This is a genomic window from Sorangium sp. So ce176 (assembly GCF_051519835.1).
GTDB classification, from domain to species: domain Bacteria; phylum Myxococcota_A; class Polyangia; order Polyangiales; family Polyangiaceae; genus Sorangium; species Sorangium cellulosum_G.
The window spans coordinates 681,979-699,300 of record NZ_CP150371.1 but is presented as its reverse complement, the minus strand read 5'-3'; the positions used below and the strand labels follow the sequence as shown (position 1 = coordinate 699,300).

Genomic DNA, 17,322 nt, shown 5'->3' with positions numbered 1-17,322 from the left:
AGCGGCTTCGATGGAATATCGCGAGCCGCGACGCAGAGCGAACAGATCCTTCACATCATGATGTGATACCGAGCAGGAGGAGGGCGTCCGCCCAAAGCGGCCAGAGCGTGCGGTAGGGGTGGGTCGCCAGCACGACGCCGCCGCTTGGAAGGCGCCTCACGTGGTAGGGGGCGTGGCGCTCGATGAACTGGACGTGCTTGCGCGAGGTGACGTCCGCCTCGTAGGTGGGCGCGCCGGCTTTCGTCCCCTTGATGATCTCGCGCGCGCGTGTCTCGGCGGAGCGCCATTCATCGTCCGGCACCGCCGAAGCTTCGAGCGCTTCGAGCAGCGTGACGGGCGGGATGGAGAGCGTCCGAAGGACCTGTTCGCGTGTGAGCTCGACGTCGCCCGGGAGGACGGCGCGGGGTACGCGTCGAATGGCGTCGGGGCGTGTCGGCCGTTCGGTCCGCGATCGGGACGCCTCAATATCCAGCAGAACGTGCTCCTCGATGCGCTCGAGGTTGGTCGCGATGCCAACTCGTGCTCCTTTCGGAGCGGCTTCGACACGCGCGGCGAGCGCATCCAGCGACAAGCGCGCGGCGCGCCCTACGATGTCGCCGTCGTAGAGGTGCGCCCAGGAGAGGGCGAGATCGCGCGCAACCCAGGCGTCCGCATGGTAGGTCGCGCATGCCTCGAGCGGTGCGGGCCAGCTCCACCACACAGCGGTGCACGCGCCGGCCACGACGCGGGCGTGCGCGTCGGGTGCGCACAGGCCAAGCAATATCTCCACCATCTCTAGCTGGACTTGCATCGATGAGATCGCTGCCTCGGCCTGCGTGGAGCGCACGCCGCTGCCGATGGCGATCGCGAGGCGGGCGGGAAACACATGCTTCCGCTCGCCCGTCCCGACACGCAGAGGGCCGTGGGGGTACCGGCGTTCATACGCTTCGCCCCAGCACGCCAGACTCAAGCCGGTCCTGGCCAACCAAGGCCACCGCGCGCCGAACTGTGCACGCACCTCCGACCCTGTCGTGAAGGCGGCACGTGTCACCGCGAGGGCCTCGTCGACGGGGACGCCATGGCGCCATAAGTCCTCAGAGGCTCCAAGCGTCGAGAGCCTGACGTCGCAGCTTCCCCCGGGGTAGGCAAGGGCGGAGAGGGCCGCCGCGAACGCGTCGTACCTGTCGGCCTCGTCACACCATGCGTAAAATTCAGGGCCCGATTCATTCATAGCTTGACGACCTTGATGAAGCGGAGCGAAAAGCCTTCGATCTGGACGGTCTTGCCGGTTACCTTGTTGAACAAGTACCCGTCTTTGGGGCCGTAGTTATTTTCCAACGTGGCCCCTCGTTGGACGAGGATCTCGACTCTGGCAACGTCTCCGTCGAGTCTTTTATCCTTCAGTTTCTTCATCGCGTTCGTCAATTGAGGAATTGCTTCTTCGGTGACGTTGACGGTAGTCCCACCTTTCGCTTCGCTCACGGCCAGCTTCTCCCCCCGTGTCACCGTCACGAAGTCGGGGGCTTTCGCCACGCCCTTGATGTCGGAGGTGAACGGTATCCCGAGCACCCTGCGCACCCCGTCGTCGCCGACCCCAATCAGGGCCCGTCCCTCTTCCTTTATCAGATAGAGCGCTGCCTTTTTCTCGAAGTCATTCATCACCCCGCTCGTGACGGCCCCGCGCAGCGTCTTGTACGATGTGCGCCGGGGCTCGCGCAGCGCTGTGGCGAGCTCCTCGCCCATCTGCGCGATCTCCTCGGCAACGCGGATCGCATCGGGCGTTAACCCGCCGGCGCCCTTGACCGCGCGCCACATCGGCCCGACCGCCCCGAGCCCGAACCCCACCCCCGAGAAGATCCGCTCCTCGTCGCTCAGCTCCTGCCCCGACGGCAGGCAGAACGCCTTGCCCGTCACCGCCTCGCACAGGTCGAGCGCCGGCCCCACCACCGGCACGAACCCCACCCCGATGCGCGTCGTCGCGTGCACCAGCGTCTGCATCACCCCCGCGTACGCCTCGACGCCTTCCGCGACCGTCGACATGGCCCCCGCAAACGCGCTGATCGTCTGGTAGAGCTGCGTCTGCTCCAGGTCGAGCCCGTCCCCCGTCCACTGGTTCAGGCTGTCCTTCATCTGGTCCGCGAGCGCGTCGAACCGCGGCTTCAGCACCGTGTCCACCTGCGCCCGCAGGTCCGGCGGCACGGGCGAGTCCTCGAACCAGTCCGACGCATCCATGAACTGCCGCACGAGCCCGGTGATCCGGGTCTGCGCCTTCAGGAACGCGTTCGTCTCCGAAAGCGACACCCCCATCCGGTCGCGCAGCGCGATCTCCAGCGCCGCGCTGTTCGCCCGCCACGCCCTCACGTTCGCCACGAAGTCCGCCCGAAGGACAACCACCCGGCCGCTCACGTCCGCCTCCAGCGCCGCGATCACCGCGTCCGCGTACGCCGCGTACGGGTCCCTCCCCTCGTCGAACGCCCCGTCCACCTCCGCGATGTCCGGCACCTCGACCCACGGCACCTCGCTCTCCCCGAGCGCGTACGCTCCCGGGTCGTCCGGGTCCCATCCCTCGGTGTCAATCCGGCAGGACGACTGAGAGAGAGCAGAGCATGGAACTGCGAGAGCGGATGCCCACCCCCGGCCCGTGCTCGGCGCTTCGCGCCTGCGCGCGGTCCGCCCCTCCCTAATCGCGCGCTCCGCGCGCTCAGGGAGGGGTGGGCCGTCTGGTGCCTGCGGCCGGGGTATGAGGTTCGGAGAAGGGAGAACGTGCACGACGTGCGTCAGGACATCAGCCCGAGCACGAAGAGCGCGTCGGACCAGAGCGGCCAGAGCGTGCGGTAGGGGTGGGTGGCCAGCACCACGCCGCCGCTCGGGAGGCGGCGGACGTGAAAGGGAGCGTGGCGCTCGATGAACCGGACGTGCTTGCGCGAGGTGAGGTCGGCCTCGTAGGCGGGCGCGCCCGCCTTCGTCGCTGCGATGGTCTCCATGGCGGCCAACTCGACGCTGCGCCACTCGTCGTCCGGCACTGCAGAGGCTTCGAGCGCGTCGAGAAGCACGGGCGGAGGTGTATCAAGCGCCTTGAGGACGGTCTCGCGCGTGAGCTCGGCGTCCCCGTCGATGGCGGTGCGCGCTCCGCGACGAGCGGCGTCGGCGCGCGTGGGCCGCGTCTCTCTCGATGCCGCCGTGGCCCAGTCCACCCGCATGTGCTGGCGCACGAGATCGATGTCGCTTGCGATGCCGACGCAGGCCCCATGCGGAGCGGCGTCAATGCGCGCGCGCAGCAGCTCAAGCGACATCCCCGCGGTGAGTGCTGTCTTGTCACCGTCGTACAGATGGACCCACGAGAGGGCGAGATCGCGCGCAACCGACGCGGCGTCCGCGTGGTAGGTCGCGCACGTCTCGACGGGAGCGCCCCAATCCCCGACGTCCACGCACGCGCCGGTTTTCACGCGCACATGCGCCTCCGGCGCGCAGACGCGAATCAGGAGATCCTCGATGTCCTGCAGGACTTGCATCGACGCGATCGCCGCCTCGATCTCCACGCCGCGCATGCTGCCGCCAATAGCGATCTTGAGACTCCACGGAAGCAGATCCCTCCGGTCGAACGGCGACGCAGACAGAGGCCCGGAGGGTCCGCGACGTTCGTAATTATCACCGTTGCATACAACGGCGAAGCGAACACTAGATCCGGAGCTCAACGTCACTGGGAGCGACGCGAAGACGTACGTACCAGGGGCAAAAGCAGTACGCACCGCCAGGATGGCCTCGTCGATGGGAATCGATCGGCGCCATGTTACATCTGGATGATCGATCGACTGAATATCAACATTACACGTTGCACCGCGAGCAACAAGGACAGACATCGCCGCCGCGAACGCATCGACCCTGTCCGCCTCGTCACACCATGCATAGAAATAGGGACTTCCGTCGCTCACAGTTCGATCACCATGACGAGGTTCTTGTACCCTCGGATGCGGACCCGCTCACCCGTGCTCACCTTGACCAAATAGCCGCTCACGACCTTCAGATCGTTATTATTTAGCGGCGCGCCCTTCGGCATGATGAGTTCAACCCTCTCGACATCACCGGCAAGTCCCCACTCCTTATCGAGCTTCTTCATCGCATTTTCCAATTGCTCGAGCGCCTTGTCAACGTCAACCTTTCCAGTTTCACTGGCGATTGACTTCGCCTCGCTCAACGCCAGCTTATTCCCTTTGGTCACAGTGAGGAAGTCGGGCGCCTTCGCAATGCCGTTGCGACCATCTCTCGGGATGCCCAGGACATCGCGCACGCCGTCGTCCCCCACGCCGATTAAGGCCCTCCCGTCGTCCAGCATGAACTTGGCCGCCTTCTTTTCCATCGCATCGAGCGGCTTGCTCGTGACCGCCCCACGCAGCGTCTTGTACCAGTTGCGCCGGTTTGCACGAATCGCTGCCCAAACGGGATCCTCGATCTCCGCGATCTTTTTGGTGACTCGGATCGCACCTGGCGTTAGCCCACCGGCGCCGCTGACCGCGCGCCACATCGGCCCGACCGCCCCGAGCCCGAAGCCCACCCCCGAGAAGATCCGCTCCTCGTCGCTGAGCTCCTCCCCCGACGACAGGCACCACGCCTTGCCCGTCACGGCCTCGCACAGGTCGAGCGCCGGCCCCACCACCGGAACGAACCCCACCCCGATGCGCGTCGTCGCGTGGACGAGCGTCTGCATCACCTCCCCGTACGCCTCGAAGCCCTCGCCGACCGTCGACATCGCCCCCGCGAACGCGCTGATCGTCTGGTAGAGCTGCGTCTGCTCCAGGTCGAGCCCGTCGCCCGTCCACTGGTTCAGGCTGTCCTTCATCTGATCCGCGAGCACATCGAACCTCGGCTTCAGCACCCTGTCCACCTGCGCCCGCAGGTCCGGCGGCACCGGCGAGTCCTCGAACCAGTCCGACGCATCCATGAACCGCCGCACGAACCCGGTGATCCGGTTCTGCGCCTTCAGGAACGCGTTCGTCTCCGCAACCGACACCCCCATCCGGTCGCGCAGCGCGATCTCCAGCGCCGCGCTGTTCGCCCGCCACGCCCTCACGTTCGCCACGAAGTCCGCCCGAAGGACAACCACCCGGCCGCTCACATCGGCCTCCAGCGCCGCGAGCACCGCATCCGCGTACGCCGCGTACGGGTCCCTCCCCTCGTCGAACGCCCCGTCCACCTCCGAGACGTCCGGCACCTCGACCCACGGCACCTCGCTCTCCCCGAGCGCGTACGCCCCCGCGTCGTCCGGGTTCCACCCCTCGGCGCGCGCGTCCTGCGTCGCGAGGTCCGCCACATCATCTGCCTGCGCGCCGAACTCGTCGAGCAGCCGCGCGAGCTCGTCCTCGAGGTCGCTGACGCTCTTCTTCAGGTCATCGACGAGCTGCTGCATCGCCGCCCGCGTCTCCGCGTCGACAACGTCCTTGTACCGGTCGAGGATCGCGTCGAGGTCGGTCCGCGAGATCTCGTCCAGCGGCCGCTGCACCAGGTCGTGCAGCTCCGTGTCGAGCTGCCGCAAGACGTCCATCCGCGCGCGGAGGTCCGCGACGCTGGCGGCGTCGCGGAGGAGCTCCGTCATCAGCCGGGCGATCCTGACCTCCAGCTCCGCGATGTCGCGCGCGAGGTCCGGGTTGATCTCTGCGAGGCTCATGTCGACCGCGGTGTTGCCCTCGAACCCGGCCCCGTCGCGGCGGATGTTGAAGAGCGGCTTGTTCAGCCCGAGCGGCTCCGACACGAGGTGCACAACGTCGTGCGCGTGGGTGCACCAGTTGCCGCCGTTGACGGTGTGGGCCCGGAAGTGGAAGTCGTTGCTGCCCATGCGAAGCAGCACCGAATCGAACTCCGCCTCGAACGTGTTGCTCTGGGAACCATCGGCTTCGATCTGCAGCGCGTCCGGAACCGAGTACGTGGGCAGCGGCGTCTGGTTTGCCTCGAAGAAGGCGCCGCCCTCCGTCTCCAGCTCGGCGATCCCACACGAGCCGACGTCCTGGCGGTTGCTCCAGAGGAGGGTGTACGGCGTGCCGGCCCGCGCGAACGACGGCGAGAGCACCGCCAGCGTCGTGACCAGCGCGACGAGCTTCTGCAGCACCGCGGCGCGAAAGCCACGCCGCGCTATCTCCTTCGACCAGCTCATGTCCCCTCCGCGCCGCGCACGGCGGCGTCGTACGCCATCGCGGCGCCCTTCACGTCGCCCGCGTCGAGCCGCGCCTGCGCCGCGTCGAGCGCCGCCGCGGCCATCACCCTCTCCCGCAGCGCCGAAAGGCCCGCCGCGATCTTCCGCGGTAGGTCCGTCCTGAGCTCCGCCTCCGCGGCGTCGAACCTCTCTCGGAGCTCCGCGCACCCGGCCTCGCGCCACGACGACCCAGCCGCCTCGCAGAGCGGCCGCATCTGCACGAGCACAAGGAGCTGCCCGTACCGCTCGGCCAGCAGCGGCAGCCCGAGCTTCTCGCTCACCGGCGGCGCCGCCGACAGCACCGCCGCCCGCGCGCGCACTCCCTCGCGGAACCGCCCCGACGCCCGCTCGATCCGCGACCGCGCGCTCGCCTCGCGCGCCCCCTCATCGCCCTGCAGCACGCGGAACGCCTGCCGGCGCAGCGCGATACCGCCGAGCAACGCCGTCGCTGTCGCGTCGCTCCGTGTGACGCGCCGCTGCGCGTAGCCCAGCATCGCGCCGAGCGACCGCAGCGCCCCCGACGTCATGTCCGGCACCACCGCGCCATGCGTCGCGAGCACCTCCTTGTGCGGCGCGATCGCCTCCTCGAACGAGACCGCGAGCGCCCGGAGCTCCGCCGACAGCGTCATGATCTCCGCGGCGAGCTCGTTCGGTGCCCGGCTCGCCTCGCGCGCCGCGGCGAGCACCGCCTCCTCCACGCCGTCGAGGCCTTTGATGTCCGACCGCGACGCCTCCGCCGAGTGCGCCGCGTACGCCGCCGTCTCCGCCGCCTCGGTCGCGCGGTAGTCCGCGAACCGCGCCGCGACGGCCGCGTACCTGGACACGAGCGGCGCGGCATCGCTCCGGGCCTCGTCAAAGACGGCCTGCACGCCCGCCATCGCCTGCTTGTCGGCCGCGAGCGCGGCGGCGAGCGGCTCCTCCTCGGCGGTCGCCTTGTCGATCAGCGCCCGCGTGAAGTTGTCGGCCGCGCGGACCGGCTCCTCGTCGAGGATCTCCTTCTGATGACGCCTGTGTGTCAGGAGCAGCCCGAGGAGCTCGCCGTGCAGCGTCGCCCGGAGCGACTCGGCGTGCTTCTCCTCGTCGCGCACGTACGCCACGGCCCGATCGAGGTTGTCGAACCAGCCCCTGAGCTCCGCCTCGCTCGCGACGAACACGTCGGACACGCTGAACGGCGGCAACGCCCACATCTGGATGGGTAGCTCGCCGTCGTCCTCGGCCTTGCTCCATGCGGTGCCCGGGCCCTCGCTCGCGTCCACGCAGTGCGCGAGAGTGCTGGTGTTCGCTTGCGCGCAGAACCTGCCGGGCGCGTGTTCCTCGCGCGGCCACAAGCACCCTTCCGCCGTCGCGCCGAGCGCCAGGGCGGCCAAGGCCGCCGCGACGACGGCCGCACGCCGCCTCGTTCTCCTACGCATACGCATTCCCTCCACCCCACGATCCTTCTCGCCCGCGCACGCTCGCCCGCTCGCTCCATGGATGCAAGCGCCCACACAGCAGCGGTGGGACATTGCTCGGCAGAGCAAAGGTTCACGGAGTTCGTCCACGTCGAAGCTCATCAACGCACCTTTTGATCGACCACGCGCCCCATTCGGGGATCCACGCGGCCCCTTCATGGCTCCACGCGGCCCCTTCATGGCTCCACGCGACCCCTTCATGGCTCCACGTGGCCCCTTCGGGGCTCCACGCGACCGCTTCGGGGCTCCACGCGACCGCTTCGGGGCCCCATGCGACCCCTTCGGGGTTCCACGCGACCCGTTCACGTGAGCGCGACAGGAAACTGCTCGCGCGATGATTCACGCCGCTGCGTGCTATCTCCGGCAACACGGGAGCACGCGACACCCTTCAACGACTGCGCGCTCCCTCCACGGAGGGGTCATGCCGAGAACGAAGCCATCCATATGGACGACCTGGGAAGACATGCCCATTGAAGAATTTCGCGCCCGGCACCGGAAAGCCAAGGAGAAGGTCAGCCTGTTCGTGGCCGAAATCGATGAGATCTTCCCCGGCCTCGTCACGCTCACCGCCGAGCAGCGGAAGGTCGCGCCGAGGCTTCGCGACGGCGAGCACCCCATGCTCCTCAAGATCCTCGACGTCGCCGAAAAGAAGCCCGCGCTCTTCGAGTCCCTGGCGGACGAGGACGACGGGATGAACCCAGGCGAGCTCGAAACCCAGTTGCTCCGCGATCGCATCGAGAAGCACAGCCTCTTCCTCGAGCTCGGCGAGACGCTCGAACCCCTGAGCGGGAAGGTGTCCGATACGACCCTTTACCTGGCCACCAAGTTCCGAGAGGTGCTGTCGGCCGCGTACCGCATCGCGAAGGCGCACGCGGCGATGGACAAGACGGTCAACGGCCTTATCGCGCCGGTCATCGATTTCATGCGAAAAGGCGCGGTCGCGGCCGCCGCCACGCGCGCGGCGAAGAGGGCGCAGCAGGAGGGCTGAGCAGCTCCACGCCCCGCCGCTGCTCGGGGATCGAAGCGCGCCGGGATCTCCGGCGCGCCGGCCCGTTGCGAGCTCCCGCGCGCGCCCTGTCGATCAGCGGCCCCGGCGCTCCGCCCAGCGCCGGTAGCGCGCGGCGCTCGCGGCGAGGCCGAGGCCGAGCAGCGCGAGCAGGCTCAGCGCCGCGGGGACGCCGGTGAGCCACACGAGGAGCGGCGGCCACGGGCGCGTCGGGCAGGAGCGCCGCAAGGCGAAGCGGCAGGCGTGGCGCAGCTCGATCTCCTCGGCGGCGGCGCGGACCTCGGGCGCGTCCTGGGGCATGCCGCGCAGGGTCGCCGAGGCCATCATGTAGGCCGCGGAGGCCGCGCGGTCGTGCGCCGGGTCCGCCGGCACGCGGTCGCGCACGAGCTCGACCAGCCGGGCGGCGCGCGGCGCCGTCTCCTGCTCGGCCAGCGCTGCGGCGAGGTGGCGCGCGAGCGGCTCGTCGAACTGGAGCGCGCAGGCGACGGCGCGGTCTTCGCCGAGCGTGAGGTAGACCGTCTCGCCCGACGCCGTCTGGCGGGGCTCGGTGCCGGACACCGCCACCGGCCTGCGCAGCGCGACCCGCGCCCCGCGGACGCAGCTCGGCACCTTCGGCAGCGCGCGCAGGTGCACCGCGGCGTACCGCTGGAACGCGACCCCGGCGACCGCGCCGAGCGACAGCGCGAGCGCGAGCAGCGCGAGGGCTGCGCGCGCCCTGACGCCGGAGCGCGCGCTGACGCTGGCGCGCGCGGCGCGGTCCTCGCGCGCTGGCGCGGCGGCGCGGTCCTCGCCGGCCTCCGCGTCGGGGGCCGGCTCGCCGGAGGGCGCTCGGGACGACATGACCGCGGGTATGGACAGCCGCGGCGACGCTGTCAATGCGCCGTCACGAGGGGGGCGCCGCGCCGGCGAGGCGCGCCACGTGCGCCCACGTGCGGGCCGCGTCCTCGTGCCCTGTCGCGGCCGCGAGCCGCGCCAGGAACTGCGCGCAGGCCTGCTCGCCGCGGCGATCCTCGGCCTCGCGGGCGCGCGCGAGGGCGCTCAGCCCCTCGAGCAGGGCGCCCTCCGTCCGGCCCGCGGCCGCCAGCGCGACGCCGTGGGCGAGCAGCGCCCGCGCCCGCTGCGCGGGCGGCGCCTCGGCCTCGGCGGCGATCCGGAAGCGACGCAGCGCCTCGTCCTTCGCGCCGCGCCCGAGCGAGATGAGGCCGCTCATGCGCTCGACGAGATCGGCGTGCTCGCCGGTGCGGCGGAGCTCGCCCACGAGCCGCTCCAGCGTCCGGAGGTCGCCCTGCACGAGCGCCTGCCTGGCGAGCTCGGCGAGGCGGACCGCGATGTCGTTCATCGACAGGACGGGCGACTCCGAGGTCTTCGCGAGCGGATCCCCCGAGACGTCACCGGGCGGGAGCTCCCCTTCCAGGGCGGTCACGTCGGCGAAGTCCAAGGGCGCCTCGTCCAGGAGCCCGGCGCGGCGGTCGCCCAGCCACGGCGCCCGGGGCACGCCGCTCCCCGAGGAGGCGCCCGCGCCGTCGTCGGCCCCCGCCGGGAGCGTCGAGCCCCGCCGGCGCGCGGCGCTGTCCGCTGCCTCGCGGCGCGCCTCGAGGTCGGCGAGATCCCCGGCGGAGAGCGCGCGCTGCGGATCCGGCGCGTCGCCGACCACCTCGATCGGCGTGCGGAAGGTGGGCGGCTGGCTCGAGGTGCTGTCCGGCGCCTCGTCGAGCCGGTGGTCGCGCGCGGTCTCCTGCTCGTCGGCGAACGCGAGCAGCTCGGCGGCCGAGGACTCGAGCAGCGCCTCGCCGGCGGCGCGCGCGGCGCGCGCGGCGAGGTCGGCCGCGGAGCGCCGGTCGCCCGCCCTCGCCGCGTGCCACGCGGCGTCCGCGAGGCCGAGCACGCCGGCGTGCTCCTCGACGACGCGCGCCGCGGCGAGGTGCCACGCGGCGCGCTCGCCCGGCAGGACGGCCGCGAGCACGGCGTCGCGCAGCGTGCGCGAGGAGAGCTTCAGCCACCCGGGCTCCGGGCGGAACACCCAGCCGGCGCCGAGCAGCGCCGCCTCGCTCGAGGCGACCTTCGGGGCGCCGGTGCCGTCGCACAGGGCGTCGATCGCCGCGTCCGACGCGTCGCCGCCGAGCGTCGCGAGCGCGGTGAGGATCGTGCGGTGCCCGACCGCGAGCAGGCGCAGCCGGCCCTCGATCGGCCGGACCGCGGGCGGCGCCGCCAGCTCGGCCCCGGTCATCGTGCGCGCGGGCCGGCCCCGCCCGGCGCTGCGCCGGCGCGGCTCGACGCTCCTGCCGATCCAGCGCAGCGCGCCGCTCTCCAGGGCCTCGCAGAGGAGCTCGCGCAGGGCCAGCGGGAAGGCCGGCGCGCGCGCGGCCCACCGGCGCGCGGCCGCCTCGTCGATGCAGCCGTCGAGGAGGCGGCGGACGAGGTCCTGGGCGATCGGGGCGGAGAGCGGCCCGAGCGTGACGGTGGCGGCGGGGGTGATCGGGGCGAGCGGCGCGGGGAGCGGGTCCGCGCGCCCGATCCGGACGACGGCGCGGAAGCCGCTGCCCATCTCCATGGCGATCGCGATCGCGTCGAGGCTCGCGGCGTCGACCTCGGCGGCGTCGTCGACGGCGAGCAGGCCGAAGCGGGCGTCGGACGGCGCGAGCCACGCGGTGAGCACCTCGGCGGCCGTCCACGGCTCGGCGCCCTCGCCCGCGAGGATCCGCGCGAGCGCGGGCCTCAGCCGGTCCGGGAGCGCCGGCGCGCGGGCGCGGGCCTTCTCCGTGCGGGGCGCCGCCCGCGCGAGCGCGCGCCGGAGCGCGCCGAACGGCTCGCGCGAGGCCCCGAGGGGCGCGACGAAGAGGCTCCGCGACGGGGACAGGAACCGGAGCAGCTCGAGGAGCAGCCGCGAGCCGCCGGCGCCGGCGTCGGCGCGGACGATCGCGAGGGCGCCGGGGGGCACGGCGAGCTCGGCGAGCTCGCCTTCGCGGCCGAGCAGCGGCGGGTCGCACACGCGCGCCACGCTCTCGACGACCTGCCTGCGCAGCGGCTGCTGCGCGTCGAGGCGCAGGCCGCGCACGCGGCGCGCGCCGTCGATGCCGCGGTGGAGGCCGAGGGTCATGAGCTCGCCCGACAGCACGGCGGGGAGCGCGGGATCGAGGAGCACGTCGCCCGGGAGCGCGACGCGGGCGAGCGTGACGGCGACGAGCAGCGGCTGCCCCCAGGAGAGCGCGGTGAAGCGCCCCGCCTCGCCGACGTAGGTCATCTCCCCCTGCGCGATGCCCGCGGCGAAGCGCGCGTCGGGGTGCACGGACACGTCCTCGGCGGCGAGCGCGGCGAGCAGCACGGCCTCCTCGATGTCCTCGGGGGTGAACTCGAACGAGAAGGTCTGCGCGCTCCAGGCGCACAGCGTCGCGCCGAGCGCCTCGGCGCGCTTCTTCAGCGCGAGCGCCCTCGCGAGGTAGCTCTCCTCGCCGCGCGCCGCCGCGCCCCCGTCGTGCGGCGCGCTCCGGTGGCGCGACGGCGGCCCCGCCGCGCGCGGCCGGGGCGCCGCCGCGCGGCCGGGCCCCGGCACGACCGCGTCCGTGCTGCCCGGCTGCGAGAGGGCCGCGGTACCTCGAAAGGACACGACGATGCGCTCCGGCATTGCGGCGAGTCTAGCGGGGCGCCGGGGGCGCGTGGGCGCTTCTTGGCGGGCGCGCGGCGCGCGTGCCCCGCGATAGGATCGATCCTCGATGCCGTCTGCTTCCGTGCCTGTCCGCCGGCCGATGTCTCGCCCGGCGCGCGCCGCGCTGCCGCTCGCTGCCGCGCTCGCGGCGCTGCCCTCCCCCGCCGCCGCCAACGGCGTCTTCCCGTCCGCGGACCAGATCGTCTTCGACCCGGCGGACCCGGCGCGCGCGGTGGCCCGGATGACGTACGGCCTGCTCGCGACGCGGGACGGGGGCGCGAGCTGGCGCTGGATCTGCGAGGGCGCTGTCGGGTACGACGACACGGGCGGCCAGGCGCCCCCCATCGCTGTCGCGGCGGGCGGCACGGTGCTCGCCGCGCTGGGCGACGGGCTCGCTGTCGGCGCCGAGGGCGGCTGCGCCTGGACGGGCGCCGCAGAGCTCGCCGGGCGAGCGCTTGTCGATCTCTCGGTCCGGCAGGGCGACCCGTCGCACGTCGTCGCGATCGCCGCGGGCGACAGGCCCGGGCTCTGGGCGTCGCGCGACGGCGGCGCGCGCTGGGCGAGCGCGGGGACGCCGCTCCCGGCCGGCTTTCAGGCGCGCACGGTCGACGTCGCCCCGTCGGATCCGCGGCGCGTCTACGTGAGCGGCCTCTCGAGCGGCGGCGGATCGGTCAAGGGGGTGCTCGTGCGGTCGGTCGACGGCGGGGAGACGTGGGAGACCGCGTCGGTCCCGGGGAGCGCGGCCGGGCGCGAGCCGTACATCGCGGGGGTCGATCCGCGCGACGCCGACGTGCTCTACGTGCGCATCGCGAGCGCGCCGGGGCGGCTGTTCGTGTCGAGGGACGGCGGCGCGACGTTCGAGCCCGTGTTCGAGACGGCGGGCTTCGTGCGCGCGTTCGCGATCTCGCCCGACGGCGCCGCGGTGGCGGTGGGCAGCGACATCGACGGCGTCTTCCGCGCGCCCTCGTCGACGCTCGCCTTCGAGCGGGTCTCGACGATCGCGCCGCGCTGCTTCACCTGGACGGAGGCGGGCCTCCACGCGTGCGCGAGCGAGTTCCTGGACGGCTTCACGATCGGCCGCTCGCTCGACGGCGGCGCGACGTTCGAGCCGCTGCTCCACCAGGCGTGCCTCCTCGGCCCGCTCGAGTGCGGCGCGAGCACGCGGGTCGGGGCCCTCTGCCCGGCGGACTGGCCGCGCATCGCGCTGATGACCGGCCACGAGGACTGCACGCCGGACGCCGGCTCACCCGGCGCTGGCAGCGGCGCAGGCGGCGCCGGCGCGAGCGGGGCCGGCGGGACGACGGCGGCGAGCGGGGGAGGCGCCGGCGCAGGCATCGGCGCGGGCACGGGCGGAGGCGTGCCCCGAGGAGACGCCGGGCCGAGCGCCGACGGCGGTTGCGGGTGCCGCGCCGGCGGCGCGGGCGCGGGCTGGGCCGGCGTGATGGCCGTGGCGGGCCTCGCGGCGACCGCGGCGGCGCGACGGCGCAAGCGGGGGTGAGCCGCCGGCCCCGGGAGGCCGCGCCGGGAGGTCGCGACGTGCCCGCGCCCCCTCGCGAGGGGGGGCGGCTTTCGTCACGGCGCGATGACGATCCGCTGCGCCGCGGTCCCGACGTCGCCGTCCGGGTCCTCCAGCACGGCCTCGACGTCGAGCGCTCGACCCCGCACGGACGCCACCGGGAGGCCACGGTCCACCTGAAAGCGTATCCCGTAGATCTCGCAGCCGGCGTCGCCCGCCCTGCGCAGCGTGACCACCGAGGTGAACGGGCGCAGCTCGAACGCGAGCTCGGGGAAGTACCCGCCCACCGTCAGGCGCGAGCCCATCTGACGGAGTCCCGTGACGCGCAGCGCGAGCCAGACGTGGTGGCCCCCCTGAGGTCCCGGTTCGATCGGCACCACGTCGCCGTGCTCCAGCGGGGCGAACGCGCTCTCCCCCTGACCGATCACGACCGCCGGGTCGCCCGAGGAAGGCGTCTTGCACGCATCGCTCGCCGACGCGATCCACGTCGGGACGTGGTCCTCGAGGGCGGACGGGTCGATGAACGGGTCGACGCACGCCCCCGCCGCGCAGGTAGCGCCGGCCGCGCAGGAGATCGCGGAGCACGCCGCGTCGAGCGATACCGGAAGGAACAGCGCTCGCCCGCTGACAGCGCGGGTCGCTGCCCTCCGCGTCACGAAGGGCGACCCCTCGCCGCCGCGGAACGCCTCGACTGTCAGCTCGACCTCCGCGCCGTCGCGCGCTGGCTCGAGCGCGAGCTCCGACGGGAGCGACAGCTCGCCCCCGCCATACGAGAGGCGCTCGGCGCGCGTGACGACGCCATCCACCCGGGTGGTGCGCTCGACGCGATCGATCTCGAAGCCGACCGCCATGTCCGTCGTGAGGCCGACCACCACGAGCGCGTCGGCGTCCTCGCTCCCGCACCCGGTAGAGCAGAGGACGAGCAGCGCGAGCAGCGCCCGGGGGGTCGGCCGCACGATCATCTGGAGAGGGTCAGCGCGATGAGCGACGGCGGCGCCGCGCGACCCAGCCCGCCGCCGCGGCGAGCCCGACGAACGGCGCGGCCAGGGAGACCTTGTTCCGCGGGGGGCTGAAGGCGCATAGGCCGGCGGCGATGTCCCCGTTGATGCCGTCGGGACCGAGGGTGACCTCCGCCTTGACCTCCACCTCGACGCCCTGCTCGAGCAGCGCGTTCACGCAGGCCGGGATCTGAGATCCGGAGATGATGTACTCGCCATCGCAGAAGAGCGCGCCGTCCCCGCTGCAGGAAGCGCTGCAGTCGGCGCGGAACTCGTGCTCGCACTCCTCGAAGATCTCGTCCTGGCAGGTGGTCTGACAGTCCATGTTGGCGTCGGCCGTGCACGAGCCCCCGCAGCACTCGATGCAGTGCTGATAACAGCCTCCGTCCACGGTCACGCACTGGGCGTCGCACTCGGCGTCGCAGTTCGCGTCCCACGTCGCGGCGCACTGCGCGGCGTCGGTCGCGCCGGTGCACTCGGCGTCGCGCGTCGTCGTGCACTCGGCGAAGCAGTTATGAGAGCAGATGACGTTGACGCCGTTGTCGCAGTCCGTCTTGCACTGCGTCGTGCAGCCGTCCGTGCAGGTCGCCTCCGCCGAGAGGGTGCACTCCGACTTGCACACCGGCACGAGCTTCGTGGCGCACGCCGTCTTGTAGATCCCGAGCTCGGTGCAGCCCGCGGCGCACTCCGCCGTGACGCGCACCTTGCAGCTCGACAGCCCGTCGAACCGGATATTGCCGCACTCCTCGACACCCGCGCTCACCGGGAGAGCGGCCGTCAGACAGGCGGTGATCGCCGCCAACCCAAGGAAACTGACTCTTCGCATGAATAAACTTCCTTCCCCGCGACGGTAAACCAAGCATTCTACACAGGGCGCTTTCCGAGGGAAGCGCCATCTCCTCCGCGCACGCGCGCGCCTCGCTCCACGTCGATGGATACGCGCGGCCGGGGAGCGATCTCCCGCGATCAGTCGGCGGGCCAGGGGTCCGGCGGGTCGGCCGGCGTGTAGGGCTGCACGCTCGCCTCCGCCTCGATGAGGTTCTGGATGAACAGGTCGACGTAGCGCAGGTCGTCCTCCACGTCCGGATCCGGGCGCTCATCGAGCCACGCCTCCACGCTCGGGCGCAGCGCCTCGAGCGTGCGGCGCGCGGTGCGCGGATCGGCGTCGGCGGCGAGCTGGGCGGCGAGCTTGAACCCGGCGAAGAGGTTCAGCATCACGAAGCCCTTCTCGACCGTGGCGTCGGAGAAATAGCCGCCCTCGGGCGGCGCGTCGGGCGTGCTCGGCGCCTCGATGTCGACCTGCTGCGAGCGCGCCTCGCCCGTCAGCGGGTGCTTCCAGGACAGCTCGAGGCTGCCGACGGCGTGAGGATCCTCGACGCGGCTCTGGTCCTCCCTCGGTACGAGCTCGAGCAGGATCGCGCCGCCGCCGCCGCGCCGGCCGGCGCCGATGGGCTCCGCGGCGCTGGTCCGCCCGGCGAGGAACAGGCTCGGGATGTGCACCGCGCCGCCGCCCTCGCCGACGCGCCAGCCGTTCGTGCCGTAAGCGCCGCGCACGACGTAGCCGTCGCCGAGCGTGACGTCGAGATCGACGTCGAGCGCCAGGGGCACGAGGAACGTCTTCACCTCCTCCGTGAAGACCTCCTCGACCGCCTTCGGGTCCTCCAGGAAGTAGAAGTTGCCCGCGCCGACCTCGCTGATCCCGCGCATCACGCCGACGTCGAACTCGCTGCCGACGCCGACGGCGGTGACGCCGATCCCCATCTCCGCGTAGCCCGCCGCGAGCGTCTTGAGCCGCTCGGGCGACGTGAGCCCGACGGTGGCCACGCCGTCGGACAGGAAGATCACGCGGTTCTGCCATGCCGGATCGAGGTGCCGCTCGGCGAGCGCGAACGCGGTGAAGAGCCCGTCGTACAGGTTGGTCGACCCGCCCGCGACAAGGCCCTCGAACGCCTCCGCCAGCGCGTCCCGGTCCGAGGCCTCTGCCCGATCGAGGACGACCTCGGCGGCGTCCGCGTAGCGGACGAGCGAGATCCTGTCGGTCGGCTCGAGGGCGTCGATCATCTCGACGAGCCCCGCCTTCACGTAGGTGAGCGGGTCGCCTTCCATCGAGCCGCTCGTGTCGACCGCGACGACGAGGTGCAGCGGCGGCCGCTCGAGCGCGCCGAGATCCACCGGCGAGTTCATCCCGATCTGGATGAGCGTGCAGGGCGACCCGCTGATCATGTTGCCCATGATCCCGAGCAGGCCGTGCATGCACACGTCCTCGCCGCAGGTCGCGGACGGGTAGTCGAGCTTGTGCTCGGCGAAGAAGCCGACATCGTCGAGCGTGTCGGGCCCCGGGATCTCGCCGTCCTCGAGGATCTGGCGGAACAGGCCGAAGTCCTGCGAGCCGCCCTGGGAAACGCCCACGCTGCCGGTGGGCGGCCCGGGCACCCCGGGCGCCGCGACCCCGGACGCGTCGTCCGCGCTGCATCCGGACGCGCCGAGCAGGGCAGCGGCGCCGAGCGCGAGAACATCATGGATTCGAAGCTTCATGGCGTGACCT

General features: G+C 72.3%; 12 protein-coding genes. 2 read left to right on the top strand and 10 right to left on the bottom strand.

Going from position 1 to position 17,322, the window contains the following annotated elements; genetic code table 11:
* Nucleotides 1-55: 55 nt before the first annotated feature.
* The 5 genes from WMF42_RS02660 to WMF42_RS02640 form a co-directional block, all read right to left on the bottom strand.
* Nucleotides 56-865, bottom strand: a complete 810-nt coding sequence (locus WMF42_RS02660; RefSeq protein ID WP_437689990.1) for a hypothetical protein — start codon at nucleotides 863-865, stop codon at nucleotides 56-58.
* Between the two features lie 341 nt (nucleotides 866-1,206).
* Nucleotides 1,207-2,496: a hypothetical protein gene (locus tag WMF42_RS02655; protein WP_437689989.1), complete on the bottom strand. Its 1,290-nt coding sequence runs from the start codon at nucleotides 2,494-2,496 to the stop codon at nucleotides 1,207-1,209.
* A gap of 260 nt (nucleotides 2,497-2,756) precedes the next feature.
* A complete protein-coding gene (locus WMF42_RS02650) occupies nucleotides 2,757-3,527 on the bottom strand; it encodes a hypothetical protein (protein ID WP_437689988.1) in 771 nt (256 codons plus the stop codon).
* A 380-nt stretch (nucleotides 3,528-3,907) separates the two neighbouring features.
* Nucleotides 3,908-6,124, bottom strand: a complete 2,217-nt coding sequence (locus WMF42_RS02645; RefSeq protein WP_437689987.1) for a hypothetical protein — start codon at nucleotides 6,122-6,124, stop codon at nucleotides 3,908-3,910.
* Entirely contained in the window at nucleotides 6,121-7,575 is a 1,455-nt protein-coding gene (locus tag WMF42_RS02640) for a hypothetical protein (protein ID WP_437689986.1), read from the bottom strand. The genes WMF42_RS02645 and WMF42_RS02640 overlap by 4 nt, the downstream gene beginning before the upstream one ends.
* Nucleotides 7,576-7,948: 373 nt before the next feature.
* Between WMF42_RS02640 and WMF42_RS02635 the strand changes: the two genes are divergently transcribed.
* On the top strand, nucleotides 7,949-8,602 hold the full coding sequence (locus tag WMF42_RS02635) for a hypothetical protein (protein WP_437689985.1): 654 nt from the start codon (nucleotides 7,949-7,951) through the stop codon (nucleotides 8,600-8,602).
* Between the two features lie 93 nt (nucleotides 8,603-8,695).
* On the opposite strand, the gene WMF42_RS02630 is transcribed toward WMF42_RS02635, so the two are convergent.
* Both WMF42_RS02630 and WMF42_RS02625 read right to left on the bottom strand, forming a co-directional pair.
* A complete protein-coding gene (locus WMF42_RS02630; RefSeq protein ID WP_437689984.1) occupies nucleotides 8,696-9,460 on the bottom strand; it encodes a hypothetical protein in 765 nt (254 codons plus the stop codon).
* Nucleotides 9,461-9,503: 43 nt separating this feature from the next.
* Complete coding sequence (locus WMF42_RS02625; protein WP_437689983.1) at nucleotides 9,504-12,242, bottom strand: hypothetical protein; 2,739 nt, start codon at nucleotides 12,240-12,242, stop codon at nucleotides 9,504-9,506.
* Between the two features lie 88 nt (nucleotides 12,243-12,330).
* On the opposite strand from WMF42_RS02625, the gene WMF42_RS02620 reads away from it, so the two are divergent.
* Entirely contained in the window at nucleotides 12,331-13,761 is a 1,431-nt protein-coding gene (locus tag WMF42_RS02620) for a WD40/YVTN/BNR-like repeat-containing protein (protein WP_437689982.1), read from the top strand.
* 74 nt (nucleotides 13,762-13,835) lie between these two features.
* On the opposite strand, the gene WMF42_RS02615 is transcribed toward WMF42_RS02620, so the two are convergent.
* From WMF42_RS02615 to WMF42_RS02605, 3 genes are all read right to left on the bottom strand, one after another.
* Nucleotides 13,836-14,741 (bottom strand): hypothetical protein, encoded by a 906-nt coding sequence (locus WMF42_RS02615; protein WP_437689981.1) that lies wholly within the window; start codon nucleotides 14,739-14,741, stop codon nucleotides 13,836-13,838.
* 10 nt (nucleotides 14,742-14,751) lie between these two features.
* On the bottom strand, nucleotides 14,752-15,603 hold the full coding sequence (locus tag WMF42_RS02610) for a hypothetical protein (RefSeq protein ID WP_437689980.1): 852 nt from the start codon (nucleotides 15,601-15,603) through the stop codon (nucleotides 14,752-14,754).
* 140 nt (nucleotides 15,604-15,743) lie between these two features.
* The gene (locus WMF42_RS02605) at nucleotides 15,744-17,312 is read right to left on the bottom strand and encodes a vWA domain-containing protein (RefSeq protein ID WP_437689979.1); all 1,569 of its coding nucleotides are present in this window, start codon (nucleotides 17,310-17,312) and stop codon (nucleotides 15,744-15,746) included.
* Between the last annotated feature and the right edge of the window lie 10 nt (nucleotides 17,313-17,322).

Bases quoted from the DNA above. Each gene is read 5' to 3' on its own strand.
- WMF42_RS02650 (WP_437689988.1), bottom strand. From the start codon at position 3,527: ATGCGCGGCGTGGAGATCGAGGCGGCGATCGCGTCGATGCAAGTCCTG.
- WMF42_RS02645 (WP_437689987.1), bottom strand. From the start codon at position 6,124: ATGAGCTGGTCGAAGGAGATAGCGCGGCGTGGCTTTCGCGCCGCGGTG.
- WMF42_RS02640 (WP_437689986.1), bottom strand. From the start codon at position 7,575: ATGCGTAGGAGAACGAGGCGGCGTGCGGCCGTCGTCGCGGCGGCCTTG.
- WMF42_RS02635 (WP_437689985.1), top strand. From the start codon at position 7,949: ATGATTCACGCCGCTGCGTGCTATCTCCGGCAACACGGGAGCACGCGA.
- WMF42_RS02630 (WP_437689984.1), bottom strand. From the start codon at position 9,460: ATGTCGTCCCGAGCGCCCTCCGGCGAGCCGGCCCCCGACGCGGAGGCC.
- WMF42_RS02625 (WP_437689983.1), bottom strand. From the start codon at position 12,242: ATGCCGGAGCGCATCGTCGTGTCCTTTCGAGGTACCGCGGCCCTCTCG.
- WMF42_RS02620 (WP_437689982.1), top strand. From the start codon at position 12,331: ATGCCGTCTGCTTCCGTGCCTGTCCGCCGGCCGATGTCTCGCCCGGCG.
- WMF42_RS02615 (WP_437689981.1), bottom strand. From the start codon at position 14,741: ATGATCGTGCGGCCGACCCCCCGGGCGCTGCTCGCGCTGCTCGTCCTC.
- WMF42_RS02610 (WP_437689980.1), bottom strand. From the start codon at position 15,603: ATGCGAAGAGTCAGTTTCCTTGGGTTGGCGGCGATCACCGCCTGTCTG.
- WMF42_RS02605 (WP_437689979.1), bottom strand. From the start codon at position 17,312: ATGAAGCTTCGAATCCATGATGTTCTCGCGCTCGGCGCCGCTGCCCTG.